The sequence below is a fragment of the Roseateles sp. genome (genome assembly GCF_965229315.1).
In the GTDB taxonomy this organism is placed as follows: domain Bacteria; phylum Pseudomonadota; class Gammaproteobacteria; order Burkholderiales; family Burkholderiaceae_C; genus Pelomonas.
On record NZ_CBDDJA010000002.1, the window covers coordinates 3,188,624 to 3,213,990 of the forward strand.

The following is a 25,367-nucleotide window of genomic DNA, read 5'->3' on the forward strand; positions in this document are numbered from 1 at the left end:
TGGCGCGCGAGAAGCCGGTTTTTCTGCGTCGAAGTTCGCTTAAAACCTGAGTGATGGCGCATATTTGGCGCACAAATGAACCAAATTGGTGCGCTCGGCGCCGAATGTAAACGTCCGGGGCGGCCTTGGTGGCTGTAGTGAAAGCGCGACAAACTCGGGCAACGCGCCTCCTCCTAAGATCGCCGCCCCAGTTCGCTGACACCCACCATGGCCCAACCCACCCACCCCCGCCTCGGCACGCTCCCCGCGGCTGCCGCGTTGCTCGGCGCGCTGCTCGCCGGCTGCGCCACGACGACCCAGCCTGCCAAGACGACCGACCTGACGCTGTTCTCGATCAACGACTTCCACGGCAACATCCAGCCGGCCCAGCCGACGCCGCTGATGCCGCGCGTGGCAGACCCGGTGAGCGGCGAGGTCAAGCCCCAGCCTGCGGGCGGCGTGGCCCACCTCGCGACGGCCATGGCGACGCTGCGGGCCAAGTACCCGGACGCCATCGTCGTCGCCGGCGGCGACCTGATCGGTGCGTCGCCGCTGATTTCCAGCCTGCTGCGTGATGAGCCGACGCTGGCAGCCATGTCGCAGCTCGACATCGCCGCCAGCGCGTTGGGCAACCATGAACTGGACGCCGGCCTGCCGGAGCTGCTGCGCAAGGCGCGCGGCGAATGCGGGCCGACCGAATGCCTGTGGCCGGGCTTCAAGGGCCCCGGCTTCCCCTACCTGGGCGCCAACGTGCTGGATGCCGCCACGGGCAAGCCGCTGTTGCCCACCCACGTCATGAAGCAGGCCGCCGGGTTCAAGATCGCCATTGCCGGCGTGGCGACGCTGGAGACACCGCACGTCATCGTCGCTCGCGCGATCAAGGGCATCCGCTTCGCCGACGAGGCCGACACGCTGAACGCGCTGGTGCCGCAGCTCAAGGCCGAGGGCGCGCAGGTGCTCGTGGCCGTCATGCACGAGGGTGGTGTGCAAGGCCCGGGCGGCGGCGCCAACGACCCGAGCTACGCCTGCCCGACGCTCACCGGGCGCGTGCTGGACATCGCCAAGCGCCTGGACCCCGCGTACGCCATCATCATCGGCGGCCACACCCACCAGGCCTACACCTGCAAGATCGACGGCCGCTTGGTCGTGCAGGCCGGCAGCTACGGCGGCTGGATCACCGAAAGCCACCTCAAGCTCGATGCCACCGGCCGAGTGCTGGACGCGCAGGCCGCCAACCACCCGGTGCTGCAGTCGGTCTATGCGCCCAACCAGGCGCTCGCCAACCTCGTTGCGCAAGCCGCCGCGCTGACGCAGGCCGCGCGCAACAAGCCGGTGGCCATGCTGCCGCGCGGCGCGGTGCGCTTCGCCAAGGAACCCAACGGTGACTCCTGGCTGGGCAACCTGATCGCCGACAGCCAGCTCGCCTTCGCGCGCAAGCAGGGCCCGGCCGATGTGGCGTTCATGAACCCGGGCGGCATCCGGGCCGACCTGACCGTGGAGGCCGGCAAGCCGACGACCATGAGCGACCTGCTCGCCATCCAGCCGTTCGGCAACGACATCGTCGCTCTCACGCTCACCGGCCAGCAGCTGCAGGACATCCTGCAGCGCCAGTTGCCCAAGGGCGACGCCGCGCCGCGCATGCTGCAGGCCTCATCCACGCTGCGTTACCACTGGCGCATGGGCACGGACGGCGTGGCCCAGCTCGGCGAGATCTTGATCGACGGCCAGCCGCTGAACCGCACGAAGGACTACCGCGTCGTCGTCAACAACTTCCTGTCTGAAGGCGGCGACGCGCAGACCGGCTTCAAGCATGGCCGCGACCGGGCCGTGCTGGGCACGGACATCGACGCACTGGTCGAGTTGCTGCGCGACAACCCGCAGGCAGTGCTGCAGTCCGCACCCGGCCGCATCCTTCGGGACTGAGCGCCCGCGCCCGGCTGCCGTGATCACCGGCCGGGCGCAAACCTCTGACCGGCGCAGCCGCCGCGCCAGCGTCAGGCCGGCGGATCCTTCAGACGCGTGCGCGCCACGGCGCCCATGATGCCCAGGCCCGCCAGCACCATGCAGGCCACGGCGACATAAGTCGCTGCGATGCCGGCGAGGATCAGCCCCCAGGCCACGCCGCCAAGCAGCACGGCCAAGCCAACCAGGTAGAGGACGAAAGACATGCGGCGCTCCTTGCACAGGCGGCGTCATGCCGCCCTTGTGGACGCAATTTAGGCAGATGCACTGAAGCGCGGGGTCGGAGGCCACCGATTGCCGGGTCGGCGGCTGCCTACGCAGCGGCGCCTGGAGACGTCGACCCATCGAAGCATGGGATCGCTCAAGCGAACTGCGCGATCTCCCATCGCGCCTGGCGAGCCTTGTGAGGTTCCGCAAAACGGATCCAGCGTCGAAGCTGGAGCGGGTGGAGGGAATCGAACCCTCGTATCGAGCTTGGGAAGCTAGCGTTCTGCCATTGAACTACACCCGCCTGAGGCGCTGATTCTAGGGGCGCTTTCATGCGCGCCGTCGGGCTGCCGGCGTTGACATCCGGATGCGCCGCCCAGCGGGTCGAGACCGCCAGGGATAACCGTCCAGACCAGCGCACATTGCGCCGGGCACGGAACACAGGAAAGCTGTCATGTGAACCAAGCAGGCGCTACTTCCTCCGTGCCACGGTGCCGCGCAGACTGCCTCTCCCAACAACAAAGGAGACAGCATGACATCCAAAGACGAGCTCAGCCCGGCCGATCTCGGCCGAGCGTGCCCGGCGCCCCGGGACGCGCAAGCAACGGCGCCGACCGTCCCATCGCCAACGCCCCGCCTCAGCCGCCGCGGCCTCGTGCTGGCCGGCCTGGGTGGCCTGGGCGTGACCGCCTGCGGCGGCGGCGACGGCGGTGTGCCGGGCATTCTCACGCCGGCGCCCGCCCCAACGCCCACACCTCCCCCACCGCCTCCGCCGCCATCGTCGCCCGGGCCCAGCTCCATCACCGAGATCAACTACCGCTCGGCCGCACTCAACGACTCGAGCTGGGTCAAGATCTATCTGCCGCCCGGCTATGCCACTTCTGGCCTGCGCTACCCGGTCGTCTACATGCTGCACGGCCGCGGCGACACGCTGTCGTCCTGGGGACGCAACCAGGCGATGTTCGACGAGCTGATCGCGGCCGGCACCATCCCGCCGTTCATCGGCGTCATGCCCGATGCGCCGTCCAGCAACCGCGGCGGCTACTACGTCGACTCGGCCTACACCAGCACCGCACTGCCGGGCGCCAAGGTCGAGACCGCGTTCATGACCGAGCTGCTGCCCTACGTCGATGCGAACTACCGCACCCTGCCGCAACGCGAGGCGCGCGCGCTGGCGGGCTATTCGATGGGCGCCTACGGCGCGCTGCGCTACGCCATCGCCTATCCGGAGCAGTTCAGCGCCACCATCGTCATGAGTCCGGCCATCTACACGCCGCTGCCGCCCGCGGGCTCCAGCTCGCGCGAGTTCGGCGCCTTCGGCAGCGGCAACACGCTGTTCGTCGACGAGATCTACCGCAGCAAGACCTACCCGGCGCTGCTGCCCGTGTTCGCGGCCAAGAACCTGCCGCTGCGCATGTTCATCTCCGCCGGCGACGACGAGTACAAGGAACCGAATCCGGCCGAGGCCATGAACGACATCGACATGGAGGCGCACCTGCTGTTCAACCGCGTCTCCCGCGTCGCATCGGTCAAGGCGGAGCTGCGCATCCTCAACGGCGAGCACGACTGGCCGGTCTGGCAGGCCACGCTGCGGGAGGCGCTGCCCTTCATCTTCAAGGGCATGAGCAAGCCGGCCTGATCCTCCCCTCAACTCGCGCCTCGCCCCGCAGACCGAAGAACAGCCTTCGGGGCCTGGCCGGTTTTCAGGTCGAGCCACGGCTGCCGCGTCCAGCGCCGCTAAAGTCGCGCGCATGCCGTCTGCCTCTGCCGCCCAGCGCCCGCCCGCCACCTTGCTGATCGCATGGCGCCAACTGCTGAGGGACTGGCGCGCCGGCGAGCTGCGGCTGCTGATGCTGGCCGTCGCGCTGGCCGTGGCGGCGCTGTGCGCGGTGGCGTTTCTCTCCGACCGGCTGGACCAGGGCCTGCGTCGTGATGCCGCGCAACTGCTCGGCGGCGATGCGGTCGTGGCGAGCGACCAGCCGACGCCGCAGGCCATCGCCGACCTGGCGGCCACGCTGAACCTCGCCGCCGTGCGCAGCGCGACCTTCCCGAGCATGGCGCGGGCCGACGAGGCGCAAGGCGGCGAAAGCCGGCTGGTGGCGGTGAAGGCCGTCGGCACGGGCTACCCCCTGCGTGGGCGCATCGCATTGCGCGAGGCGCTGCCGGGGCAGGCCGGTGCGCCGCGTGCCGGTGACGCCTGGGTCGACCCTGCGGTGGCCGACAGCCTGGGGCTGAAGCTGGGCGACACGCTGCTGCTGGGCGACGCCCGCCTGAAGCTCGCCGCGCTCATCGAGACCGAGCCGGACCGCGGCGCAGGCTTCATGAACTTCGCGCCGCGCCTGATGTTGAGCGAAGGCGACCTGGCCGCGACGCACCTCGTGCAGCCCGCCAGCCGCATCACGTATCGCATGGCCCTGGTGCCAGGCGCGGGCGCCGCGCCGGACGCCGTGCGGCGCTTCGTGACCGGCGCCGAACAGCTCATCGAGCAAGGCAAGCTGCGCGGCGTGCGGCTGGAATCGCTGGAGTCGGGCCGGCCCGAGATGCGCCAGACGCTGGACCGCGCGGCGCGTTTCCTGCGGCTGGTGGCGATGCTGTCGGCGCTGCTGGCCGCCGTGGCCGTGGCGCTGGCGGCGCGCGACTTCGCGGCACGCCACCTGGACGCCTGCGCCATGCTGCGCGTGCTGGGCCAGCCGCAGCGCCGCATCGCCTGGGCCTACGGGCTGGAGTTCCTGCTCGCCGGCGTGGGCGCGAGCCTGGTCGGCGTGCTGGTGGGCCTCGCGCTGCACCAGGTGTTCGTCTCACTGCTGGCCGGCCTCATCAACGTGGACCTGCCGCCGCCCAGCCTCTGGCCGGCGCTGCTGGGCCTGGGCCTGGGCCTGTCGCTGCTGCTGGGCTTCGGGCTGCCACCGGTGCTGCAACTGGCGGCCGTGCCGCCGCTGCGCGTGATCCGGCGCGACCTGGGTGCGCCCAAGGCCGGCTCCCTGCTCGTGCTGGGCGCGGGCGTGGCAGGCCTGGCGGCCATCCTCGTCGTGCTGGCCGGTGACATGAAGCTGGGCGCCATCGCGGCCGCAGGCTTTGCCGGCGCGGTGCTGCTGTTCGCCGGGCTGGCGTGGGTCGCGGTGTGGCTGCTGCGCCGCGTCGTTCCCGGCATCGGGCCGGCCACCGCCAGCGGTGCCGGCGTGCCGCGCTGGCTGCTGCTGGCCACGCGCCAGGTCGCGGCGCGGCCGGGCTTTGCCGTCATGCAGGTGTCGTCGCTGGCGGTGGGGCTGCTGGCACTGGCGCTGCTGGTGCTGCTGCGCACCGACCTGATTTCGAGCTGGCGCCAGGCCACGCCGGCCTCGGCACCGGACCGCTTCGTCATCAACATCCAGCCCGACCAGGGCGAGGCCTTTCGCCAGATGCTGACCGACGCGGGCGTGACCGGCTTCGACTGGTCCCCCATGATCCGCGGCCGGCTCACCCGCATCAACGACGAGCCGGTGCAGGGCAGGAAGTTCACCGAGGACCGCGCGCAGCGGCTGGCAGAGCGAGAGTTCAACCTCAGCAATACCGCCACGCAGCCCGCGCACAACGAGATCACCGCGGGCCGCTGGGGCGAGGCCAGGCCCGGCCAGGCCGGTGGCCTGGGCCTGAGCGTGGAGGAAGGGCTGGCGCAGACGCTGGGCCTCAAGCTCGGCGACACGCTGGCCTTCGACATCGCCGGCCAGCCGGTGCAGGGGCGCATCACCAGCCTGCGCAAGGTGGACTGGTCGTCGATGCGCGTCAACTTCTTCGTGCTGTTCGAGGCGGCCGAACTGCCCGACCTGCCGTCCACGCAGATCGCCGCGTACCGGACGCCGGGCACGCCCGCCGGCGCCAGGCTCGACCGCGAGCTGGCGCGGCAGTTCCCCAACCTGACCGTCATCGACGTGTCGGCCCAGCTCAACCAGGTGCAGGGCGTGCTGGACCAGGTCATCCAGGCCGTGCAGTTCCTGTTCGGCTTCACGCTGGCGACCGGCCTGGTGGTGCTGCTGGCCGCCGTGGGCAGCACGCGCGAGGCGCGCACGCGCGAGTTCGCGCTGATGCGCGCGCTGGGGGCGCCCAGCAGCCTGCTGGCGCAGGTGCAGCGGGCCGAGCTGCTGGGCGTGGGGGCGCTCGCTGGCTTCCTGGCCGGTGCCGTGGCGCTCGTGCTGGCGGCACTGCTGGCGCGCTTCGTGTTCGAGTTCACCTGGCACATCAAGCCCTGGGTGCCGTTCGTCAGCGCGGCCTGCGGCGCGCTGCTGGCCTGGAGCGCCGGCTGGTGGAGCCTGCGCGGGGTGCTGAAGCGGCCGGTGATGCAGAGCTTGCGGGAGGCCCAGGCCGAATGAGGACGCCCGGCGTCCACTCGACCGCCCGCTACCTGGCGCTGTCGGCCGGCGTCGTCGCTGTCTATTACGCGCTGGCCCGGCTGGGCCTGCTGATGGTGCTCCCCCCCTACGAGGTGGCGCCCATCTACCCGGCGGCGGGCTGGGGGCTGGCGGTGCTGCTGGTCTGGGGCCTGCGCTACACGCCGGCCGTGGCGCTGGGGTCCTTCATCGTGCAGGCCACGATGATGAGCGGCCAGCCCGGCGCCGCGACACTGGCGCTGGGCATCGGGCTGGGTGCCGCTGCGCAGGCGGTGGCGGGCACGCTGCTGATGCGGCGCTGGTGCGGCCAGCCGCTGCTGCTGGCCTCGCCGCGCGAGGTGGGCAGCTATCTCGCGGCGGTGACCGTAGCCGGCCTCATCAGCCCGACCTGCGCGACGCTGGTGCTGGCCGGCCTGGGCATCATCGCCACGGCGCAGATGGGCCTCGTCTGGACGGTCTGGTGGACCGGCGACCTGATGGGCGTGCTGATCGCGGCGCCTATCACGCTGGCGCTGATCGGCCAGCCCCGCCAGGCCTGGGCGACGCGCCGCTTCAGCGTGGGGCTGCCGATGCTGCTGACCACATTGCTGGTGGGGCTGGGCGTGGCCGCAACGATGGCATGGGACCGCCAGCGCAACCGCAGCGACTTCACGCGCGACGCCGCCAGCGCTGCGCAGGACCTGGCCAGCCGGCTGCGCGAGCCGCTGCTGGTGCTGGAAGGCGTGCACGCGCTGCTGAACGTGAAGCCGAGGCCCACGCGCGAGGAGTTCTCGCGCGCCACCAGCGGCTTTCTGAGCGAGGACACGCCGCTCACCGCACTGGGCCAGGCGCTGCGCGTGGCGCGGACCGATGTGGACCGCTTCAATGCCGCGGCCGCCGCCGATGCCTTCCCCGGTGGCTACCAGGCGCGCGACCGCACGCGCGCCGGCGACCTGCGGCCGCCGCCCGGCGAGGACCTGCTGGCCGTGCGCCTCATCGAGCCGCTGCGGCGCAATGCCGGCGCGTTGGGCGTCAACGTGCTGACCGTTCCCGGCCCGCGTGCAGCGGCTCAACAGGTGGCGGCCACGGGCCAGGCGGTCGCCTCCGCCGGCTTCCAGCTGTCGCAGGACCGTGACGGCGTGGTCGGCGTGGTCGTCTACCAGCCGCTGTACCGCGGCCATGCGCCGGCAGGCGAGGCCGCGCTGGACGGCGTTGCGTTCGTGACACTGCGCCCCGACCTGATGCTGTCGCGCCTGGCCGCGCAGTGGCCCGAGCATCTCGGTGCCTGCCTGGTGGACCTGGAGCCCGATGCCATGACCAGGCGCCTCGCCGGCCGCCCCGGCTGCGAGGCGGTGCAGCGCGGCGAAGATGCGGCGCTGCCGCTCGTCAGGGTGCCGCTGTCATTCGGCGGGCGGCACTGGGAGGTGCGCCTGTACGAACTGCCCGGCCGGCTGCCGCCACCTGGGCGCAGCTGGGCGTTCGCGCTGGTGGGCCTGGTGGCGACAGCCATGGTGGGCGCGTTGCTGCTGCTGCTGTCCGGCCGCACGCTGCACGTCGAGGCACTGGTGGGGGAGCGCACGCTGGCGCTGGAGCGCGAGGTGGCCAACCGCGCCGAGAGCGAACAGGCGCTGCGCCAGTCGGAGCAGCGCTTTCGCAGCATCTTCGAGACGGCGCCCATCGGCATCGCGTTCACCGACCTGGACAGCAGCTTCCAGGAGGTCAACGCGCACATGTGCCAGCTGGTGGGGTACCCGGCGCAGGTGCTGCTGACGATGCGCTCGCTGAACATCACGCACGCGGACGACCGCCGCGAGGACGTGCGGCTGGCGCGCCGGTTGATGCGCGGCGAGATCCCGTTCTACCGGCGTCACAAGCGCTACATCCGGGGCGACGGCAGCCTCGTCCACGCGCGCGTGCTCGTCAGCCTGCTGCGCGGTGCGGACGGCCGGCCGCACCGCCTGGTGGGCGTCGTCGAGGACATCACCGACCTGATGCGCATCGAGGAGCTGGACCGCGACCGCGCCGCAGCCGTCATGGCCAACCAGGCCAAGAACGAGTTCCTGTCGCGCATGAGCCATGAGCTGCGCACGCCGATGAACGCGATCCTGGGCTTCACGCAGCTCATGCAGATGGATGCGGCCGAGCCGTTGCCGCCCGGGCAGCGCAACCGCGCGCAGCAGATCGCGCAGGCCGGCTGGCATCTGCTGGAGATGATCAACGACACGCTGGACCTGTCGCGCATCGAATCCGGCTCGCTGCGGCTGGCGCCTGTCACGCTGGCGCTGGCGCCGCTGCTGTCGCGCGCGCTGGCGCTGGTGCAGCAGGGTGCGGCCGAGCAGGGGCTGTCCATCAGCCAGCACATCGATGCCGACGCCACGCACCTGGTGGGCGACCCGACCCGCGTCACGCAGATCCTGACCAACCTGCTGAGCAACGCCGTCAAGTACAACCGCCCCGGCGGCAGCGTGAGCATCCAGGCCGCCAGCGCCGAGCCCGGCTGGATCGAGGTGGCCGTGCGCGACACCGGCCTGGGCCTCACCGACGAGCAGCGCGCCGCCCTCTTCCAGCCCTTCAACCGCCTGGGCCGCGAGCGCACCAGCCTGCCGGGCACGGGCATCGGCCTCGTCATCAGCCAGCGCCTGGCCGAGATGATGGGAGGCGGGCTGCGCGCCGAACGCGTGGACGGGCCGGGCGCCTGCTTCGTACTTCGGCTGCCTGCGGCCGACGACGCCCTGCCCGCCTCCCTGGACGGCGCAGCGGACGAACCGGACGCACCGCAGCCCGGGCCGCACGGCCGGCTGCTGTACGTCGAGGACAACCCGGTGAATGCCGAGGTCATGCGCGGCATCGTCGAGCAGCGGCCCGGGCTGGAACTGGAGGTCGCCACGACGGTGGAACTGGGCGTTGAAGCGGCGCGCCAGCGCCCGCCGGCGCTGCTGTTGCTGGACTGGGAACTCCCCGACGGCGACGCGCTGTCGCTGCTGCACCGGTTGCGCGGCTTGCGCATCGCGTTGCCACCGGTGGTGGTGGTGTCCGCCAACGCCCAGGCGGAACAGATGGCGGCGGCGAAGGCCGCCGGCGTGCTGCGCTATGTCACCAAGCCGCTGGACGTGCGCGAGATGCTGGCCCTCGTTGACGAATTGTTGGCACCGCCCAACCAGCCGGAGCGGGCAAAATGAGGGTCTAGTCTCCACGTCTGCAGCCACCCGATGAGCTCCACCGACCTCGTTCCCACCCCCGGTGCCCAGGCCGTCCAGACCCTGGCGCACAGCGATGGCCGCCAATTCCTGACCTTCCGCATCGGCGAGGAGGAATACGGCCTGGACATCCTGCGTGTCCAGGAAATCCGCTCCTACGAGGCCCCCACACGCGTGGCGAACGCGCCGCCGTTCGTGAAGGGCGTCGTCAACCTGCGCGGCGTCATCGTGCCCATCCTGGACCTGCGCATCCGCCTGGGCCAGGCCGGCGACTACAACGCCTTCACGGTCGTCATCGTGCTGAACGTGGCGGGCCGCGTCGTCGGCATCGTCGTGGACTCGGTGTCAGACGTGCTGGAGTTGAGCGCCGACGAGATCAAGGCACGCCCGGACGTGCCGGCGGCGATGGACGCCCGCTTCATCACCGGGCTGGGCAAGCTGGGGGAGCGCATGCTCATCCTGCTGGACATCGAGGCGATGATCAAGAGCCCCGATTTCGGCCTGGTTGACTGACGCAAGTTAGCGGCCGCATACTGTTTCGGCTGCAGCAACACTGCATTGCAGAGACCACATTGTCGAACTTAGCACTCACCGATTCAGAGTGCTAATATCCATCTCACCGCTGCATCTCGTGGCGGTTCAGCAAGGATTCAAGACGATGTCCGCCTCTTCTGTCATTGCCGTCCGCGACCCCTGGGCCCTCGTGCCCTCGCTGGGCAATCTGGACGCCTACATCTCCGCCATCAATCGCCTGCCGCTGCTGACGGCCGAGGAAGAGAGCTCGGCTGCCCGCACGTTGCGCGACAAGGGCGACCTGGAAGCCGCCGGGCGGCTGGTGCTGTCGCATCTGCGCCTGGTGGTGTCCATCTCCCGCCAGTACATGGGCTACGGCCTGCCCCAGGGCGACCTGATCCAGGAAGGCAACGTGGGCCTGATGAAGGCCGTCAAGCGCTTCGACCCCGACCAGGGCGTGCGCCTGGTGAGCTATGCGATGCACTGGATCAAGGCCGAGATCCACGAGTACATCCTGAAGAACTGGCGCATGGTCAAGGTCGCGACGACCAAGGCCCAGCGCAAGCTGTTCTTCAACCTGCGCTCGATGAAGCACCAGCTCAAGGCCGGCCAGAGCGACGCCGCCACGCACCGAAACACGCTGACCGAGGCGGAACTGGCGCACGTCGCGAGCACGCTGAACGTCAAGCGCGAGGAAGTGCTGGAGATGGAGACCCGCATGTCGGGTGGCGATGTCGCGCTGGAGCCCCAGACCGACGATGAAGGCGAGAGCTTCGCCCCGATTGCCTACCTGGCCGACGAGAGCCAGGAGCCGACCCGCGTCATCGAGGCGCGTTCGCGCGATGCGCTGGCCGGCGACGGCATCCAGCGCGCGCTGGACGTGCTGGACCCGCGCAGCCGCCGCATCGTCGAAGAGCGCTGGCTGAAGGTGAACGACGACTCGTCGGGCGGCATGACGCTGCACGAGTTGGCCGCCGAGTACGGCGTGTCGGCCGAGCGCATCCGCCAGATCGAGGTCGCGGCGATGAAGAAGATGAAGAAGGCGCTGACGGAAACCGCCTGATCCTCTTCACGCGCCCTGAAAACAAAGGCCCCTCACCGGGGCCTTTGTTCATTTCTTGCCAGCCTCGGCCAGCAGCAGCTTGATGTCGTCGGCCAGCGGCTGGGCGCCGGCACCGTAGCGGGCATAGACGCGCACACGGCCCTCGGTGTCGAAGATGAAGGCGGCCGCCGTGTGGTCCATCGTGTAGGTCTCCGGCGTCTTGCCCGGCACCTTGGCGAAGAACACCTTGAACTCCTTGGCCGCGGCCTGGGTTTGCTCCTCGCTGCCGCGCAGGCCGATGAAGGTCGGGTCGAAGCTGGCCAGATAGGCCTTCAGCAGCTGCGCCGTGTCACGCGCCGGGTCTACCGTCACGAAGATGCCCTGCACCTTGTCGCCGTCCGCGCCCAGGCTGCGCTTGACCTCGGCGACCTCGGCCATCGTCGTGGGGCAGACGTCGGGGCACTGCGTGTAGCCGAAGAAGATCACCAGCACCTTGCCCTTGAAGTCGGCCAGCGTGCGGGCGCGGCCGTCCTGGTCGGTCAGGTTCAGGCTGCGGGCGTACTCGGCACCGGTCAGGTCGATGCCCTTGAAGGCGGGCTTGTCGGACGAGGCCTTCTGGCAGCCGGCCAGGGCCAGCACGGCGAAGGCGGCGACAGCAGCGGCGCGGCGGGTGAATCGATGCGTCATGGCAGGTAATGGTCGATCAAGAGGGCCGCGAAAAGCAGCGAGAGGTACCAGATCGAGAACCAGAAGGTCCGCCGCGCCAGCGCCTCGGAATAGCTGCGCCACAGCCTGAAGCCGTAGGCACAGAACGTCAGCCCCAGCACCAGCGCGGCGCACAGGTAGAACCAGCCGCTCATGCCGGTCAGGAAGGGCAGCAGCGTGCCGGCCAGCAGCACCCAGGTGTACAGCAGGATCTGCAGACGCGTGTAGTCGTTGCCGTGCGTGACGGGCAGCATGGGCAGGCCGGCGCGGGCGTAGTCTTCGCTGCGGTACAGCGCCAGCGCCCAGAAGTGAGGCGGCGTCCACAGGAAGATGATGAGGCACAGCAGCCAGGCCTCGAAGCCCACGTCGCCGCGCATCGCGGCCCAGCCCAGCACCGGGGGCATCGCGCCCGAGGCGCCGCCGATGACGATGTTCTGCGGGGTCGTGGGCTTGAGGACGACGGTGTAGACGATGGCATAGCCGACGAAGGTCGCGAAGGTCAGCCACATCGTCAGCACGTTGACGTACAGCGCCAGCAGCGCCATGCCGAGGCCGCACAGCAGCGCCGAGAACAGCAGGGTCTGCGGCCGGCTGAGTTCCCCTTTGGCCGTGGCGCGCCAGGCGGTGCGCTTCATGCGCGCGTCGATGCCGTCCTCGATGAGGCAGTTGAACGCCGCCGCGGCGCCAGCGACGAGCCAGATGCCGGCGATCGCCGCCAGCATGGTGAGCGCCTGCGCCAGCGACGGCAGCCCGGGCACGGCCAGCGCCATGCCGATGGCCGCGCAGAAGACGATGAGCTGCACGACCTTGGGCTTCGTGAGCTGGTAGAACTGCTGCCAGCGCGGGCTGTGCACGAAGGCACTGGCAGTGGACGTGTAAGCCATGGTCAGTGGTCTGCGCTTCTGAGGCGCACGAGCAAGGTGGTGAGCAAGGCCATCAGCACGGTGGCGCCGCCCGTGTGGGCGAGGGCGGCGGCGATGGGCCAGTCGAGTACGACGTTGGACAGTCCCGACGCGAGCTGCCAGCCGGCCGCGGCGAGCAGCCAGTTGGACCAGTCGGCCGCGTGGCGCCGCAAGGTCCAGGCCAGCGCCAGGATGGCGACGAAGACGACGCCCGCGCCAATGCGGTGCGCCATGTGGATGGCCGCCAGTGCCTCGAAGCCCAGCCAGCTGCCGTCGGCACGCTGGCCCAGCTCGCGCCAGAGCTGGAAGCCCTGCGCGAAGTCCAGGTGCGGCCACCACTGGCCGCCGTGGCAGGTGGGGAATTCGTCGCAGGCCAGCACCGCGTAGTTCGTGCTGACCCAGCCGCCGAGCGCCACCTGCACCAGCGCGAGCACCAGCACGACGGCAACGGCGGTGCGCAGTGCGGCCGGTGCCGCAGACACAGAAAGGGGTCGCGGCACGTAGGCCTCGCGCTGCCAGGCCAGCAGCATCAGCAGGCCCAGGCCGAACAGCAGGTGCAGCGTGACGATGGCCGGAAACAGCTTCATCGTCACCGTCAACGCGCCGAACGCGCCCTGCACGCAGACCCAGACCAGCGTCAGCGTCGGCAGCCAGGGCGACGGCGCGGGCTCGTGGTGGGCACGCGCCGAGCGCGCCAGCTTCCAGCTGAGCACGGCCAGCAGGAGGATGAGCAGGCCGACCGCGCTCGCCAGGTAGCGATGGACCATCTCGATCCAGGCCTTGCCATGCGTGACCGGGCCCGTCGGCATGGCCGCCTGCGCGGCTTCGATGTGGTGGCGCGCGCCCACCGGGCTGGCGGCGCTGTAGCAGCCGGGCCAGTCGGGGCAGCCGAGACCCGAATCGGTCAGGCGCGTGAAGGCACCGAAGACGATGAGGTCGAAGGTCAGGAACAGCGTCAGCACCGTCAGCGCGCGCAGGCGGCCGGCCGGCGTGCTGGCACGCGAGCGCTGGCGCCACCAGATCAGCGGGCCGAGCGCGACCGCGCCGCCGATGGCGGCAACCTGGCCGAGGGGCAGCAGCAGGTCCGTCACATCATCGCCCGGCGTTGTCCCAGCTCGCGCTGGCGCGCAGCAGCTTGTCCAGGTCGGCCTTGAGCTTCTTGGGCTCGGGCTCGCCCGGCGCGCGCATCATCCAGCGACCCATGGGGTCGATGATGTAGAAGTGGTCGGCCAGCGTCTTGCCGGCGGCAGGCTTGAGCCAGGCGGCGAGTCGGTCCTGCGGCACGTGCAGCACGGTGACTTCCACGCCCTGCTGCCTCACAGCGGCCAGCACCTTGGCATCGGGCGTGGCGCCGTCCGGGATGAGCCAGAGCTTGTCCACGCGTGCACGCTCCTTGCCCAGCATCTCGCGCAACTGGCGCTGCACGTAGAGCTGGCGCTCGCAGGCGTCGCCGCAAGCGGCGGGCTGCACGATGGCGAGCAGCCACTGGCCACGCAAGGACGCAGGATCGACCGCCTGCCCCTGCAGGTCGGTCAGCGGCAGGTCGGCCGGCATGTCCACGGTGGGCGCGATCAGCTCGCCATACGCCGAGCCACGCGGCTGGATGACGTAGAAGGTGAAGTACGACGCGACGACGGGTGCGGCGCACATGGCCAGCACCAGCAGCATCTTCCAGCGGCCGACGCGCTGCTGCGGGCTGCCGGCGACACGCGGGTCGGGCAGGCTGTGGACCGCGAAGCTCAACGGCGTCATCGAGTCACGGCTGCTGGCGGCGGAGCCGGGGGCGGAGGAGTTGGAACCAGACATAGAGACCGACGATCAGCGCGCAGAGCGCGAACCATTGAAAGGCGTAGCCATAGTGTTTTTGCAGGCCGAGGTCGGGCGCAGGCCAATGGCGCAGCAGCGTGTCGTCGGGGCCGGTGGCGGCGGTCTGCACGACGGTCAGCGGCAGCAGCTTGAGGCCGGACTCGACGGCGAAGGCCGCAGGGTCGAGATTCTGCCGGATCGCGCCGGGCACACCCTCGCCCAGCTCATAAAGCCTGGACGGCGAGGCCGCCAGCCGCCCCACCACCTCGACCTCGCCCGACGCAGTGGCCAGCGGCGGCAGTTGCAGGCGGTCGAGCTGGTTGCGCGGTGCCCAGCCGCGCTGCACGAGGATGGCGGCGTCGCTGCCGGTCAGACGCAGCGGCGTGACGACGAAGAAGCCGGTGTGGCCGTCCATCGGCCGGTTGTCCAGCCAGACCGTACGCTCGGCGACCCAGTGGCCACGCAGCGCCACACGGCGGTGCAGTGCATCGGTACCGAGATCGGCATTCGTGAGCGCGGGCTTGCCGGCTTGGGCCTCGACGGCGGCCTGCAGCGCGATCTTCTGCGCCGCGCGGTCGAGCTGCCACACGCCCAGGCGCGCCGTCAGCGCGGCGCCCAGCACCGCGGCGAGCAGCACGAGCCAGCGGCGAGCCGTCATGACACCGCCTGTCGCGAGGGTGCGAGCGGATAATCGGCCGCCATGAAATTCGTGATCCTGGTCGCCTTCATCGGCATCCTCGGTGCGCTCGGCGCGGCCGGTTTCTTCATGCTGCGCAAGGGCGGCAACCGCCGCAGCCCCAACATGGCACGCGCGCTGGCGGTGCGGGTGGGCATGTCGGTGGCGTTGTTCCTCGTCATCCTGCTGAGCTGGAAGATGGGCTGGATACAGCCGACCGGCCTGCCTGTGAAGTCCTGAGTTGCCAGAAAAAAAGCGCCGCGTCAGCGGCGCTTGTGTCTTGCAGGCCCGGCAGCGTCAGAGCCAGTAAACGACGACGTACAGGCCCAGCCAGACGACGTCCACGAAGTGCCAGTACCAGGCCGCACCCTCGAAGCCGAAATGGCGCTCGGGCGTGAAGTGGCCCTTCATCAGCCGGATGGTGATGAACAGCAGCATCAGCGCACCCACGCAGACGTGGAAGCCGTGGAAGCCGGTCAGCAGGAAGAAGGTCGAGCCATAGACGCCGGAGGTGAGCTTGAGGTTCAGCTCGGCGTAGGCATGGTGGTACTCGTAGGCCTGGAAGCCCAGGAAGGTCGCGCCCAGCAGCACGGTGATCCACATCCACAGGATGGTCTTGCCGCGGTTGCCGGCGATCAGCGCGTGATGGGCGATGGTCAGCGTGACGCCCGAGGTCAGCAGCAGCGCCGTGTTGATCGTCGGGATCGGCCACGGGCCCATCGTGCTGAAGGCCTCGACGGCGCCACCAGGTGCGCCCGTGAAGCCAGGGGCCGAGCTGGGCCAGATGGCCTTGAAGTCAGGCCACAGCAGCGCGTTCTGCAGGCTGCCGAGTTCAGGCACCGAGATCACGCGGGCCCAGAACAGCGCGCCGAAGAAGGCGGCGAAGAACATCACCTCCGAGAAGATGAACCAGCCCATGCTCCAGCGGAAGGAGACGTCGATGCGGTCGCTGTACAGCCCCCCCTCGCTCTCGGCGATGGCTTCACGGAACCACTGCTGCAGCACGAAGGCCCAGAAGGCCAGGCCGCCGAACAGCGAGTACATGCCCCAGTGGTGGCCGTTGATCCACTGGCCGGCGCCCAGGATGACGAAGAACAGGCCGATCGCGGCCATCACCGGGTGCCGCGAGGGCGCCGGGACGAAGTAGTACGGGGCCTTGCCCGAGGTAGTCGCTGCCGACATGTCGTTCTCCTAGTTCTCGCTCGTTCTTGACTTCTCGTGCCGCGGCCTCAGGCCCCGGCGACGCCACTGCTGATGACCCAGCGGACCAGCAGCACCAGCACCAACACAAACAGGGCCGCGCCGAGCACGCCCGCGATGATCACGTGCACCGGGTTCAGCCGGGCCATGTCGCTTTCATGGTCCTTGCTGCGGCGCACGCCGAAAAAACTCCAGGCCACGGCGGAGATGGTCTGGCCCAGCGACGCCTTGCGGCGCACGGCTTCCTTCATGTCCTTGCCGGCTTCACTCACAGCGCTGCTCCGTTGCCCTTGGGCGCTTGGCCCAGCTTGACGCCACCCTTGCCTGCCACCTCGAAGAAGGTGTACGACAGCGTGATGGTCTTGACGTCCTTGGGCAGCTTGGGGTCGATGACGAACACGACCGGCCACTGCCTGCTCTCGCCCGCCTTCAACGTGTACTCGTTGAAGCAGAAGCACTCCAGCTTGTTGAAATGCGCGCTGGCCTGCATGGGCGCATAGCTCGGGATGGCCTGCGCGGCCATCGTGCGGTCCTGCACGTTGCGGAACTCGTACATCACCTGGGTCAGCTCGCCCGGGTGCACCGTCAGGTGGCGCACGGCGGGCTTGAAGTCCCAGGGGCCGCGCGCATTGGTATCGAACTCGACGGTGATGCTGCGGCTGTAGTCGATCTGCCCGTTGCCGTTGGCCACGCCCTTGGTCGCCAGCGCCGTCTGCTTCTCCGCCAGCGACAGCACGTTGATGCCCAGCGCCTCGCAGATGGACTTGTACAGCGGCACCATCGCATAGCCGAAGCCGAACATCAGCGCCACGACGACGGCCAGCTTCCCGAGGAGCTGGCGGTTGTCGCGGTGCAGCGCGGCGGCGAGGGAGCGAAGGCGCATGTCAGTGGCCGAGCATCGCCATCTTGGCGAAGAACCCGACACCGAAGGCCAGGGCCACGGTGAGCAGGATCAACCCCAGGCGGCGGTTCGCCTTGCGCTGTTCGGGCTTCATGGCCATGGGATCAACCGACGATCTTGGTGGCCGCGGCATTCAGCTTGGGCGGCTCTTCGAAGGTGTGGAACGGCGCCGGCGACGGGATCTCCCATTCCAGGCCTTCGGCCGCTTCCCACGGCTTCTGCGGTGCCTTCGGGCCCTTGCCGCGCATCATCGGCACGACGATGAACAGGAAGAAGTAGACCTGCATCAGGCCGAACCAGAACGCACCGACGGACGCGATCGCGTTGAAGTCGGCGAACTGCATCGGGTAGTCGGCGTAGCGGCGCGGCATGCCGGCCAGACCCAGGAAGTGCATCGGGAAGAAGGTCACGTTGAACGCGATCAGCGAGCCCCAGAAGTGGATCTTGCCGCGCGTCTCGGAGTACATGACGCCGGTCCACTTCGGACCCCAGTAGTAGACGCCGGCGAAAAGGGCATACAGCGAGCCGGCCACCAGCACATAGTGGAAGTGGGCCACGACGTAGTAGGTGTCCTGCAGCTGGATGTCGATGGGCGCCATGGCCAGGATGAGGCCGGTGAAGCCGCCCATCGTGAACACGAAGATGAAGCCCACCGCGAACAGCATGGGCGTCTCGAAGGTCATCGAGCCGCGCCACATCGTCGCCAGCCAGTTGAAGATCTTCACGCCCGTGGGCACCGCGATCAGCATGGTCGCGTACATGAAGAACAGCTGGCCCGTCACCGGCATGCCGGTGGCGAACATGTGGTGGGCCCAGACGATGAACGACAGGATGGCGATGGAGGCCGTCGCGTACACCATGGATGCGTAGCCGAACAGGCGCTTGCGGGCGAAGGCCGGCACGATCTGGCTGATGATGCCGAAGGCCGGCAAGATCATGATGTAGACCTCGGGGTGGCCGAAGAACCAGAAGATGTGCTGGTACATGACCGGGTCGCCGCCGCCCGCCGGGTTGAAGAAGGCGGTGCCGAAGTGGCGGTCCGTCAGCGTCATCGTGATGGCGCCGGCCAGCACCGGCATCACGGCGATCAGCAGGTAGGCGGTGATCAGCCAGGTCCACGCGAACATCGGCATCTTCATCAGCGTCATGCCGGGAGCGCGCATGTTGAGGATGGTCACGATGATGTTGATGGAGCCCATGATGGACGAGGCGCCCATGATGTGCATCGCGAAGATGCCGGCGTCCATGGACGGGCCCATCTGCAGCGTCAGCGGCGCGTACAGCGTCCAGCCTGCGGCGGGCGCGCCGCCGGGCATGAAGAAGCTGCCCACCAGCATCAGCGCCGCGGGAATCAGCAGCCAGAAGCTGAAGTTGTTCATCCGCGCGAACGCCATGTCGCTGGCGCCGATCTGCAGCGGGATCATCCAGTTCGCGAAGCCGACGAAGGCCGGCATGATGGCCCCGAACACCATGATCAGACCGTGCATGGTCGTGAACTGGTTGAAGAGTTCCGGGTTGAAGAACTGCAGGCCGGGCTGGAACAACTCGGCGCGGATGCACAGCGCCAGGACGCCACCCACCATCAGCATCGCGAACGAGAACAGCAGGTACAGCGTGCCGATGTCCTTGTGGTTGGTCGCGAACACCCAGCGGCGCCAGCCGCTCGGGGCGTGGTGGTCGTGATGATCGTCGTGGTGGTCGTGGGCGTGGCCGTCATGGCCGCCGTGAACGCCGTGGGGGGGGAGCACTGCACTCATTTGGATTCCTCTGATTCGGCGTTCGGAATTACTTGCGGGCGGCCAGCACTTCGGCCGGCTGCACCGTCTGGCCCGTCTTGTTGGACCAGCTGTTCTTCGTGTACGTGATCACGGCGGCGATCTCGGTGTCGCTGAGCTGCTTCCAGGCCGGCATGCCCTTGTCCATGCGGCCGTTGAGCAGCACCTGCATCTGCTCCATGTGGTTCTCGGCCAGCACCACGGGCGACTTGTCCAGCGGCTTGATCGGGCCGGCACCCGAGCCGTCGGCCTTGTGGCAGACCGCGCAGTTGGCCGCGTAGACCTTCTCGCCACGGGCGATCAGCGCTGCCTGCTCCCAGACCTTGTTCGGATCGTCGGCCTTGGCGGCCATTTCCTTCTTCTTGCCGTCCACCCACTTGGTGTAGTCGTCGGCGGACACGACCTTCACGTGGATGGGCATGTAGGCGTGCTCCTTGCCGCACAGCTCGGCGCACTGGCCATAGTAGTCGCCGATCTTCTCGGCCTTGAACCAGGTGTCGCGCACGAAGCCGGGGATGGCATCCTGCTTCACGCCGAAGGCCGGCACCATCCAGGCGTGGATGACGTCGTTGGCGGTCGTGATGATGCGGACCTTCTTGTCCACCGGCACGACCAGCGGGTTGTCGACCTTCAACAGGTAGTTGTCGACCTTCTCCGGGTGGCCGGAGTTGGACGACTCGCGCTGGTCGGTGTCCAGCGTGGCCAGGAAACCGATGCCCTCGCCCTCGCCCTTGAGGTAGTCGTAGCCCCATTTCCACTGGTAGCCGGTGGCCTTGATGGTCACGTCGGCGTTGGTGGTGTCCTTCATCGCGACGACCACCTTGGTCGCCGGCAGCGCCATGCCGATGACGATCAGCAGCGGCACCACGGTCCAGGCGATCTCGACCGCCACGCTTTCATGGAAGTTGGCCGACACCGCACCCTTGGATTTGCGGTGCTTGAAGATCGAATAGAACATCACGCCGAACACCGCCACAAAGATGACGAGGCAGACGATCAGCATGAAGTTGTGCAACCACATCTGGTCGGCCGCGATGCGCGTGACCGGCTCGTGCAGGTTGAGCTGATTGACGCCCGGGCCGCCCTTGAGATCGTTCACCGCGAAGGCGGAACCCGTTGCCAGGGTCGCCATCGCCGCCGCGGCGGCCCGCTGGGCCCAGCCGCGTGAGGCGCTCTGCACTCGTGCGTTCATCATCGTCATGGTTGTCACTTGGTTCTTTGAAGTGCGGGGCTTGCAATCCGCCGCGAGGGCCGGACGAGAAACCGCAAGATCCGTGGATCGGGTCGGGCTTTGCCGCAACCCTACTAGCGGCGCGGGATTTTAGCCCAGGCATCGGGAGGCTCCGGCCCAGGCTGCCCCCGGGGAATCACCCTCCCCGTCCGCGGCGAAGTGAGGCTCGCATGTCATCCACCGACACATGGGTCTCGGCCGCCACCGCCAGCCGGGGCGCCGCCTTGAAGGCATGGCCGAAGACCAGCTCCACCGTGAGCGCGAGCCGGCCGTCCGTGTCGCGCAACCGGTTCAACTGCTCGACCAACGCAGCCTTCCAGGCCCGGCCGCGCAGGCCGGCGAAACGGGTCGGCGCCAGATTGCCGCCCAGCGCCCGCAGGTCGGCGAGCAACGCTTCGGGGCTGGCCCAGGTCAGGCGCAGGCGCTCCTGGTCCATGACGGGGTCGGCAAAACCCGCCTTCAGCACCAGGTCGCCGACGTCATGCATGTCCCACCAATCCGGCGCCGGCCGCCCCCAGCCCAGCCGCGCATAGAGCGGCCGCAGTTCGACGAAGGCATCCGGCCCCAGGCAGGAAAACATGACGAAGCCGCCGACCGCGATGCTCTGCTGCCACCGGGCCAGCAGCGCGGGCAGGTCCGCGCAGGCATGCAAGGCCATGTTGGACCACAGCATCTCGACCTCCGGGCGGGCCGGCAGTTCGTGGACCTGGCCCGAGGATGCGCCGCGCAGCTTGCGCCACCAGTTGCGCTGGCGCACCTCGCCCGCACGCGCGGCCAGCACGGCGTCGGCTTCGTGCCACAGCAGTTCCGCATTCGGGTAGGCCAGGCGCAGCACGTCGGCACTGGCGCCCAGCGCCGGCGACGCGTCCAGCACGCGGGCCGGCTGCAGCTTGATGAAGGTCAGCCGCTCGGCCATGCGGCGCGCGACTTCGGCGTGCAGCCAGGGCGGCTGCCCGGCACGGCCCAGCCGATGGCTCTGGTGCCGCACGGCCGCGGCGTCGAGATCCTGTGGGCGCGGCCCCTTGTTTGAACTAGGGGTGGCTGCCGGCTCGCTCATAAGCCGATCAGTATATTGAGCCGATGCCCGAGCGTTCCCTGCAGGCGCCCAAGCCCTCACTCGTCGAGAAAGTGCTGCTGCGCTGCGCGGGCCAGTGCGCCGTCTGCCGGGCCTGGAGCCATCAGACCGTCTGCGGCGACTGCCTGCAGCGTTACGCACGGCCGGTGCCGCGCTGCTGGACTTGTGCGGCCCACCTGCCGCCGGCGCTGATGGGCCGCCCGCGGCCGCAGTGCGGGCGCTGCCTTCAGCGGGCACCGCCCCTGGACCGCGCGGTGGCCGCACTGGACTACCGCTTCCCGTGGGATGGCCTGCTGCAGCATTTCAAGTACCACCAGGCGCTGGACCTGCGCGAAAGCCTGCTGGAGCGCATGAACTCGGCGCTCAATGCGGCCGATGTCGACGCGCCGGACTGGCTGCTGCCGGTGCCGCTCTCGGACGAGCGGCTGCGCGAGCGGGGCTACAACCAGGCGCACGAACTGGCGAAGGCGCTCGCCCGCCGCCGGGGCCTGCGCTGCGAGCCCGAGCTGCTGCTGCGCGTTCGTCACAACGCCGTCCAGGCCAGCCTGAAGCTGGAGGCCCGCGCGGCCAATGTGCGCGGCGTGTTCGCCGTGGAGCCGCTGAAGGCGGCGCGGCTGCGGGGCACCAGCGTGGCCCTGCTCGACGACGTGATGACCAGCGGCGCGACGCTGCACGAGCTCGCCAGCGTGCTGCTGCAGGCGGGCGTCATGAGTGTGCAGGCCTGGGTCATCGCGCGAACGCCCGAGCCCGGGCAGGAATAAGGCCCCTCGCCCAGTCGCGCCAAGCTGAACGCTGGAAGGGACGGCGATGCTTGGGTCGGCCCGGCGTTCGGCCCAGATGCGGTACCCCGCACCGAGCGGCGGGATACTCCGCCCCATGTTCCACATCGTCCTCGTCCAGCCGGAAATCCCGCCCAACACGGGCAACGTGATCCGGCTCGCGGCCAACACCGGCTGCGCCCTGCACCTGATCGAGCCGCTGGGGTTTTCCATGGAAGACAAGCTGCTGCAACGCGCCGGCCTGGACTATCACGAGTACGCGCGCGTCAAGCGCCACGCGGACTGGGCCGCGTTCCTGGCCGCCGAGTCGCCGCCCGCCGGGCGCATGTTCGCGTTCACGACCCGCGGCAGCCGTCCGTTCGCCGAGGTCGGCTGGCAATCGGGCGACTGGCTGGTGTTCGGCAGCGAGACGGCCGGCCTGCCGCCGGCGCTGCGCGACACGTTCCCGGCCTCGCAGCGCGTACGGCTGCCCATGCGCGACGGCCAGCGCAGCCTGAACCTGAGCAACAGCGTCGCGGTCGCGGTGTTCGAGGCCTGGCGCCAGAACGGCTACGCGGGCGGCGCCTGATTCACTCGGCGCGCGCCTGCCGGCCCATCAGCAGCTCCACGCCTTGGGCGGCCGTCACGCGGCCCTCCAGCAAGGCCACCATGGCGGCCGTGATGGGCATCTCGACGCCGGCTTCGCGGGCGCGCATCAGCACGGTCGGCGCACTGTAGACCCCCTCCGCCACATGACCCAGCTTGCTGAGGATCTGCGGCAGCGCCAGCCCCTCGGCCAGCGCCAGGCCCACGCGGCGGTTGCGCGACAGGTCGCCGGTGGCCGTCAGCACGAGGTCACCCAGCCCCGACAAGCCCATGAAGGTCTCGGCCTTGGCACCCAGCGCCAGGCCCAGGCGCAGCATCTCGGCCAGGCCGCGCGTGATCAGCGCGGCGCGCGCGTTCAGGCCCGGCGCGTCGGGCGACGAGGTGCTGAGGCCGTCGCACACGCCCACCGCGATGGCCATGACATTCTTGACGGCGCCACCCACCTCGACGCCCACGGGGTCGGACGACGTGTACACGCGCAGCCGCTCGCCGTGAAAGGCGTCCACGGCGGCCTGCGCCAGCGCCGCATCCTCGCTGGCCGCCACCAGCGCCGTGGGGCGGCCGGCGGCCACTTCCTGCGCAAAGCTCGGGCCGGACAGCACGCCGACGCGCGCCGCCGCCGGCTGCCCGGGCCGCAGCTCGCGCGCGATCTCGTGGCCCAGCCGCCCGGTGCCGGCCTCGAAACCCTTGCACAACCACAGCACGCGATGGTCGGCGGGCAGCGCGGCCAAGGTCTCGCGCAGGCCGGACATGGGGGTGGCGACGATGGTCAGCCCATGCGCCGCATGGGCGATGGCGGCGCCGCGGTCGGCGGTCAGCGACAGCGCCGCGGGCAGTTCGCTGTCCGGCAGGTAGGCCTGGTTGCGCCGGCTCGCGCGCATCTGCGCCATGGCGGCCGCGTCGCGGCCCCACAAGCTCACGTCGTGGCCCGCGCGGGCCGCCTGGATGGCGAGCGCCGTGCCCCAGGCCCCGGCGCCAAGTACGCTGATCTTCATCATGCGCAAGAGTGTCCACCAATGAAAACGCCCCGCGGCGCGGGGCGTCGCGGGATGTCAGTCGGATCAGTTGACCGCTTGGCCGCCTTGCGCGGCGCGCTGCGCCTGCTGGGCTTCGAACATGGCCTGGAAGTTCACTTCCGTCAGCAGCACGGGCGGGAAGCCGGCGCGGGTGCAGACGTCGGACACGATGGCGCGCAGGTAGGGGTAGACCATCTGCGGGCAGACGATGCCCAGGATGCCCTCGACCTGGTCCTGCGGCACGTGGCGGATCTCGAAGATGCCGGCCTGCTTGGCTTCCACCAGGAACAGCGTCTTGTCGCCGACCTTGGTGTTGACGGTCGCCGTCACGCAGACTTCGTAGATGCCGTCGACGACGTTCTCGGCCGACAGCGTCAGGTTGATGTCCACCTGGGGCTGGGTCTGCTCCAGCAGGATCTGCGGTGCGTTCGGCTGCTCCAGCGACAGATCCTTCAGGTACATGCGCTGGATCTGGAACACGGGGGTGCCCTCGGGGGCTTGCTGGGCTTGGATCTCGTCGGCCATGGGAGGTGCTTTCAAACAGGCTTCAAACAAAAGCCCGCAGGCGTCGTGCTGCGGGCGGTGACCGGATTATGGGCGAGGCCCCGTGACGGCCTGCCTGGGGCTTGCCCAGGCTTGAAATCAGGACGCCTGCAACAAGGGCATCAGTTCGCCGCGCTGGTCCAGCGCGATCAGGTCATCGCACCCCCCCACATGGGTGTCGCCGATGAAGATCTGCGGCACGGTGCGGCGTCCGGTCCGGCTGACCATCGCATCGCGCTCGGCGGGGTTGAGGTCCACGCGGACCTCGTCGATCTGCGCGACGCCGCGCTGCTTGAGCAGCATCTTGGCCCGCACGCAGTACGGGCAGACCAGGGTGGTGTACATCTTCACTGAGGCCATTGCGAAACTCTCCTTGCGCCGTCTTCTGCCCCTGCAAGGCAACAAAAAGTCAGAGGGGCGAACGACCGCTCACGCAGTCTTTTCCACCGGCAAATTGGCGTCCCGCCAGGCCTTGAGCCCACCGCCCAGCACCTGGGCCTTGTCATAGCCCAGCTTGCGCAGCGTGCCTGCCGCGCGGCCGGCGCGCGCGCCCGTGGGGCACACCAGCACCAGCGGCAGGGCCTTGTTGGACGGCAGCGACTTGTGGCCCTCGATCTGGCCGAAGGGGATGTTGCGCGCCCCGGCCGCGTGGCCCTTGGCGAACTCCTCGGGCTCGCTGACGTCGATCAGCACGCCCTTCTCGCGGTTGATCAGGTGCACCGCCTGTGCGGCCGACACCGCGGCACCCTGGCTGCCGGACACCAGCATCGGCCACAGCAACATGCCGCCGGAGACGGCGGCGGCGAGGATCAGGACCCAGTTCTCGATCAGGAAGTTCAAGCAAGCATCCCGTGCAGTTCAACGAAGCCCAGGATTATCGCCCGCCGGCCGGGCCGCTCGCCGCCACCGGATAATCCGCCGTCCCCTTGT

The 25,367-nt window shown here is 69.5% G+C and carries 26 protein-coding genes and 1 tRNA gene; 9 read left to right on the forward strand and 18 right to left on the reverse strand.

The genetic code is table 11. The annotated features are described in order from the left end of the window. Positions 1–207: 207 nt before the first annotated feature. On the forward strand, positions 208–1,902 hold the full coding sequence (locus tag ACO07H_RS19630; protein WP_422017250.1) for a bifunctional metallophosphatase/5'-nucleotidase: 1,695 nt from the start codon (positions 208–210) through the stop codon (positions 1,900–1,902). Positions 1,903–1,973: 71 nt separating this feature from the next. Here the strand turns inward: ACO07H_RS19630 and ACO07H_RS19635 are convergent, their stop codons facing one another. Then, a complete protein-coding gene (locus tag ACO07H_RS19635; protein WP_422017252.1) occupies positions 1,974–2,147 on the reverse strand; it encodes a hypothetical protein in 174 nt (57 codons plus the stop codon). A 231-nt stretch (positions 2,148–2,378) separates the two neighbouring features. Beyond that, positions 2,379–2,452: transfer RNA gene (locus ACO07H_RS19640), tRNA-Gly, on the reverse strand. Positions 2,453–2,680: 228 nt separating this feature from the next. On the opposite strand from ACO07H_RS19640, the gene ACO07H_RS19645 reads away from it, so the two are divergent. From ACO07H_RS19645 to rpoH, 5 genes are all read left to right on the forward strand, one after another. Then, entirely contained in the window at positions 2,681–3,787 is a 1,107-nt protein-coding gene (locus tag ACO07H_RS19645; protein WP_422017254.1) for an alpha/beta hydrolase, read from the forward strand. 112 nt (positions 3,788–3,899) lie between these two features. Continuing rightward, a complete protein-coding gene (locus tag ACO07H_RS19650) occupies positions 3,900–6,494 on the forward strand; it encodes an ABC transporter permease (RefSeq protein ID WP_422017256.1) in 2,595 nt (864 codons plus the stop codon). Further along, positions 6,491–9,670, forward strand: coding sequence for a PAS domain S-box protein (locus tag ACO07H_RS19655; protein WP_422017258.1), 3,180 nt, complete (start codon positions 6,491–6,493; stop codon positions 9,668–9,670). The genes ACO07H_RS19650 and ACO07H_RS19655 overlap by 4 nt, the downstream gene beginning before the upstream one ends. A gap of 30 nt (positions 9,671–9,700) precedes the next feature. Beyond that, a complete protein-coding gene (locus ACO07H_RS19660; RefSeq protein ID WP_422017260.1) occupies positions 9,701–10,201 on the forward strand; it encodes a chemotaxis protein CheW in 501 nt (166 codons plus the stop codon). Between the two features lie 145 nt (positions 10,202–10,346). Further along, the gene (gene rpoH, locus ACO07H_RS19665; RefSeq protein ID WP_422017262.1) at positions 10,347–11,264 is read left to right on the forward strand and encodes an RNA polymerase sigma factor RpoH; all 918 of its coding nucleotides are present in this window, start codon (positions 10,347–10,349) and stop codon (positions 11,262–11,264) included. Between the two features lie 48 nt (positions 11,265–11,312). On the opposite strand, the gene ACO07H_RS19670 is transcribed toward rpoH, so the two are convergent. Genes ACO07H_RS19670 through ACO07H_RS19690 form a run of 5 tightly spaced genes read right to left on the reverse strand, consistent with a single transcriptional unit; the run spans position 11,313 to position 15,314 of the window. Further along, positions 11,313–11,930: an SCO family protein gene (locus ACO07H_RS19670; RefSeq protein ID WP_422017264.1), complete on the reverse strand. Its 618-nt coding sequence runs from the start codon at positions 11,928–11,930 to the stop codon at positions 11,313–11,315. After that, entirely contained in the window at positions 11,927–12,832 is a 906-nt protein-coding gene (gene cyoE, locus ACO07H_RS19675; RefSeq protein ID WP_422017266.1) for a heme o synthase, read from the reverse strand. The genes ACO07H_RS19670 and cyoE overlap by 4 nt, the downstream gene beginning before the upstream one ends. 2 nt (positions 12,833–12,834) lie before the next feature. After that, entirely contained in the window at positions 12,835–13,941 is a 1,107-nt protein-coding gene (locus ACO07H_RS19680; RefSeq protein WP_422017268.1) for a COX15/CtaA family protein, read from the reverse strand. Between the two features lies 1 nt (position 13,942). Continuing rightward, complete coding sequence (locus tag ACO07H_RS19685) at positions 13,943–14,602, reverse strand: SCO family protein (RefSeq protein WP_422017270.1); 660 nt, start codon at positions 14,600–14,602, stop codon at positions 13,943–13,945. Positions 14,603–14,606: 4 nt separating this feature from the next. Beyond that, entirely contained in the window at positions 14,607–15,314 is a 708-nt protein-coding gene (locus ACO07H_RS19690) for an SURF1 family protein (protein WP_422017272.1), read from the reverse strand. A 42-nt stretch (positions 15,315–15,356) separates the two neighbouring features. On the opposite strand from ACO07H_RS19690, the gene ACO07H_RS19695 reads away from it, so the two are divergent. Further along, the gene (locus ACO07H_RS19695; RefSeq protein ID WP_422017274.1) at positions 15,357–15,572 is read left to right on the forward strand and encodes a DUF2909 domain-containing protein; all 216 of its coding nucleotides are present in this window, start codon (positions 15,357–15,359) and stop codon (positions 15,570–15,572) included. A 57-nt stretch (positions 15,573–15,629) separates the two neighbouring features. Here ACO07H_RS19695 and ACO07H_RS19700 read toward each other — a convergent pair whose 3' ends face one another. From ACO07H_RS19700 to ACO07H_RS19730, 7 genes are all read right to left on the reverse strand, one after another. Further along, a complete protein-coding gene (locus tag ACO07H_RS19700) occupies positions 15,630–16,514 on the reverse strand; it encodes a cytochrome c oxidase subunit 3 (protein WP_422017276.1) in 885 nt (294 codons plus the stop codon). Positions 16,515–16,561: 47 nt separating this feature from the next. Then, positions 16,562–16,783: a DUF2970 domain-containing protein gene (locus ACO07H_RS19705; protein ID WP_422018664.1), complete on the reverse strand. Its 222-nt coding sequence runs from the start codon at positions 16,781–16,783 to the stop codon at positions 16,562–16,564. A 17-nt stretch (positions 16,784–16,800) separates the two neighbouring features. After that, positions 16,801–17,415, reverse strand: coding sequence for a cytochrome c oxidase assembly protein (locus ACO07H_RS19710; RefSeq protein WP_422017278.1), 615 nt, complete (start codon positions 17,413–17,415; stop codon positions 16,801–16,803). Position 17,416: 1 nt separating this feature from the next. Next, positions 17,417–17,533, reverse strand: coding sequence for a cytochrome oxidase small assembly protein (locus ACO07H_RS19715; protein ID WP_422017280.1), 117 nt, complete (start codon positions 17,531–17,533; stop codon positions 17,417–17,419). Between the two features lie 4 nt (positions 17,534–17,537). Next, positions 17,538–19,190, reverse strand: a complete 1,653-nt coding sequence (gene ctaD, locus ACO07H_RS19720) for a cytochrome c oxidase subunit I (RefSeq protein ID WP_422017282.1) — start codon at positions 19,188–19,190, stop codon at positions 17,538–17,540. A 28-nt stretch (positions 19,191–19,218) separates the two neighbouring features. Next, entirely contained in the window at positions 19,219–20,403 is a 1,185-nt protein-coding gene (gene coxB / locus ACO07H_RS19725; protein WP_422017284.1) for a cytochrome c oxidase subunit II, read from the reverse strand. Between the two features lie 172 nt (positions 20,404–20,575). Next, the gene (locus ACO07H_RS19730) at positions 20,576–21,427 is read right to left on the reverse strand and encodes a biotin synthase (RefSeq protein ID WP_422017286.1); all 852 of its coding nucleotides are present in this window, start codon (positions 21,425–21,427) and stop codon (positions 20,576–20,578) included. Positions 21,428–21,519: 92 nt separating this feature from the next. Between ACO07H_RS19730 and ACO07H_RS19735 the strand changes: the two genes are divergently transcribed. Together ACO07H_RS19735 and trmL are read left to right on the forward strand one after the other, a co-directional pair. Beyond that, positions 21,520–22,275, forward strand: a complete 756-nt coding sequence (locus tag ACO07H_RS19735; protein ID WP_422017288.1) for a ComF family protein — start codon at positions 21,520–21,522, stop codon at positions 22,273–22,275. A 115-nt stretch (positions 22,276–22,390) separates the two neighbouring features. Next, complete coding sequence (gene trmL, locus ACO07H_RS19740) at positions 22,391–22,861, forward strand: tRNA (uridine(34)/cytosine(34)/5-carboxymethylaminomethyluridine(34)-2'-O)-methyltransferase TrmL (protein WP_422017290.1); 471 nt, start codon at positions 22,391–22,393, stop codon at positions 22,859–22,861. A 1-nt stretch (position 22,862) separates the two neighbouring features. On the opposite strand, the gene ACO07H_RS19745 is transcribed toward trmL, so the two are convergent. The 4 genes from ACO07H_RS19745 to ACO07H_RS19760 form a co-directional block, all read right to left on the reverse strand. Beyond that, positions 22,863–23,873 carry an NAD(P)H-dependent glycerol-3-phosphate dehydrogenase gene (locus ACO07H_RS19745; protein WP_422018665.1) on the reverse strand — a complete coding sequence of 337 codons (1,011 nt, stop codon included), beginning with the start codon at positions 23,871–23,873 and terminating at the stop codon, positions 22,863–22,865. Positions 23,874–23,939: 66 nt separating this feature from the next. After that, positions 23,940–24,419, reverse strand: a complete 480-nt coding sequence (secB, locus tag ACO07H_RS19750) for a protein-export chaperone SecB (RefSeq protein ID WP_422017292.1) — start codon at positions 24,417–24,419, stop codon at positions 23,940–23,942. A gap of 117 nt (positions 24,420–24,536) precedes the next feature. After that, entirely contained in the window at positions 24,537–24,797 is a 261-nt protein-coding gene (grxC, locus tag ACO07H_RS19755; protein ID WP_422017294.1) for a glutaredoxin 3, read from the reverse strand. A gap of 69 nt (positions 24,798–24,866) precedes the next feature. Next, positions 24,867–25,277 (reverse strand): rhodanese-like domain-containing protein, encoded by a 411-nt coding sequence (locus ACO07H_RS19760; RefSeq protein WP_422017295.1) that lies wholly within the window; start codon positions 25,275–25,277, stop codon positions 24,867–24,869. Positions 25,278–25,367 lie beyond the last annotated feature (90 nt).

Coding starts and splice junctions, on each gene's coding strand:
- ACO07H_RS19685 (WP_422017270.1), bottom strand. CDS start 14,602: ATGACGCCGTTGAGCTTCGCGGTCCACAGCCTGCCCGACCCGCGTGTC.
- rpoH (WP_422017262.1), top strand. CDS start 10,347: ATGTCCGCCTCTTCTGTCATTGCCGTCCGCGACCCCTGGGCCCTCGTG.
- ACO07H_RS19635 (WP_422017252.1), bottom strand. CDS start 2,147: ATGTCTTTCGTCCTCTACCTGGTTGGCTTGGCCGTGCTGCTTGGCGGC.
- ACO07H_RS19715 (WP_422017280.1), bottom strand. CDS start 17,533: ATGGCCATGAAGCCCGAACAGCGCAAGGCGAACCGCCGCCTGGGGTTG.
- ACO07H_RS19690 (WP_422017272.1), bottom strand. CDS start 15,314: ATGACGGCTCGCCGCTGGCTCGTGCTGCTCGCCGCGGTGCTGGGCGCC.
- ACO07H_RS19745 (WP_422018665.1), bottom strand. CDS start 23,873: ATGAAGATCAGCGTACTTGGCGCCGGGGCCTGGGGCACGGCGCTCGCC.
- ACO07H_RS19700 (WP_422017276.1), bottom strand. CDS start 16,514: ATGTCGGCAGCGACTACCTCGGGCAAGGCCCCGTACTACTTCGTCCCG.
- ACO07H_RS19645 (WP_422017254.1), top strand. CDS start 2,681: ATGACATCCAAAGACGAGCTCAGCCCGGCCGATCTCGGCCGAGCGTGC.
- ACO07H_RS19670 (WP_422017264.1), bottom strand. CDS start 11,930: ATGACGCATCGATTCACCCGCCGCGCCGCTGCTGTCGCCGCCTTCGCC.
- ACO07H_RS19650 (WP_422017256.1), top strand. CDS start 3,900: ATGCCGTCTGCCTCTGCCGCCCAGCGCCCGCCCGCCACCTTGCTGATC.
- cyoE (WP_422017266.1), bottom strand. CDS start 12,832: ATGGCTTACACGTCCACTGCCAGTGCCTTCGTGCACAGCCCGCGCTGG.
- trmL (WP_422017290.1), top strand. CDS start 22,391: ATGTTCCACATCGTCCTCGTCCAGCCGGAAATCCCGCCCAACACGGGC.
- coxB (WP_422017284.1), bottom strand. CDS start 20,403: ATGATGAACGCACGAGTGCAGAGCGCCTCACGCGGCTGGGCCCAGCGG.
- ACO07H_RS19705 (WP_422018664.1), bottom strand. CDS start 16,783: ATGAAGGAAGCCGTGCGCCGCAAGGCGTCGCTGGGCCAGACCATCTCC.
- ACO07H_RS19710 (WP_422017278.1), bottom strand. CDS start 17,415: ATGCGCCTTCGCTCCCTCGCCGCCGCGCTGCACCGCGACAACCGCCAG.
- grxC (WP_422017294.1), bottom strand. CDS start 24,797: ATGGCCTCAGTGAAGATGTACACCACCCTGGTCTGCCCGTACTGCGTG.
- ACO07H_RS19735 (WP_422017288.1), top strand. CDS start 21,520: ATGCCCGAGCGTTCCCTGCAGGCGCCCAAGCCCTCACTCGTCGAGAAA.
- ACO07H_RS19630 (WP_422017250.1), top strand. CDS start 208: ATGGCCCAACCCACCCACCCCCGCCTCGGCACGCTCCCCGCGGCTGCC.
- ctaD (WP_422017282.1), bottom strand. CDS start 19,190: ATGAGTGCAGTGCTCCCCCCCCACGGCGTTCACGGCGGCCATGACGGC.
- secB (WP_422017292.1), bottom strand. CDS start 24,419: ATGGCCGACGAGATCCAAGCCCAGCAAGCCCCCGAGGGCACCCCCGTG.
- ACO07H_RS19655 (WP_422017258.1), top strand. CDS start 6,491: ATGAGGACGCCCGGCGTCCACTCGACCGCCCGCTACCTGGCGCTGTCG.
- ACO07H_RS19660 (WP_422017260.1), top strand. CDS start 9,701: ATGAGCTCCACCGACCTCGTTCCCACCCCCGGTGCCCAGGCCGTCCAG.
- ACO07H_RS19695 (WP_422017274.1), top strand. CDS start 15,357: ATGAAATTCGTGATCCTGGTCGCCTTCATCGGCATCCTCGGTGCGCTC.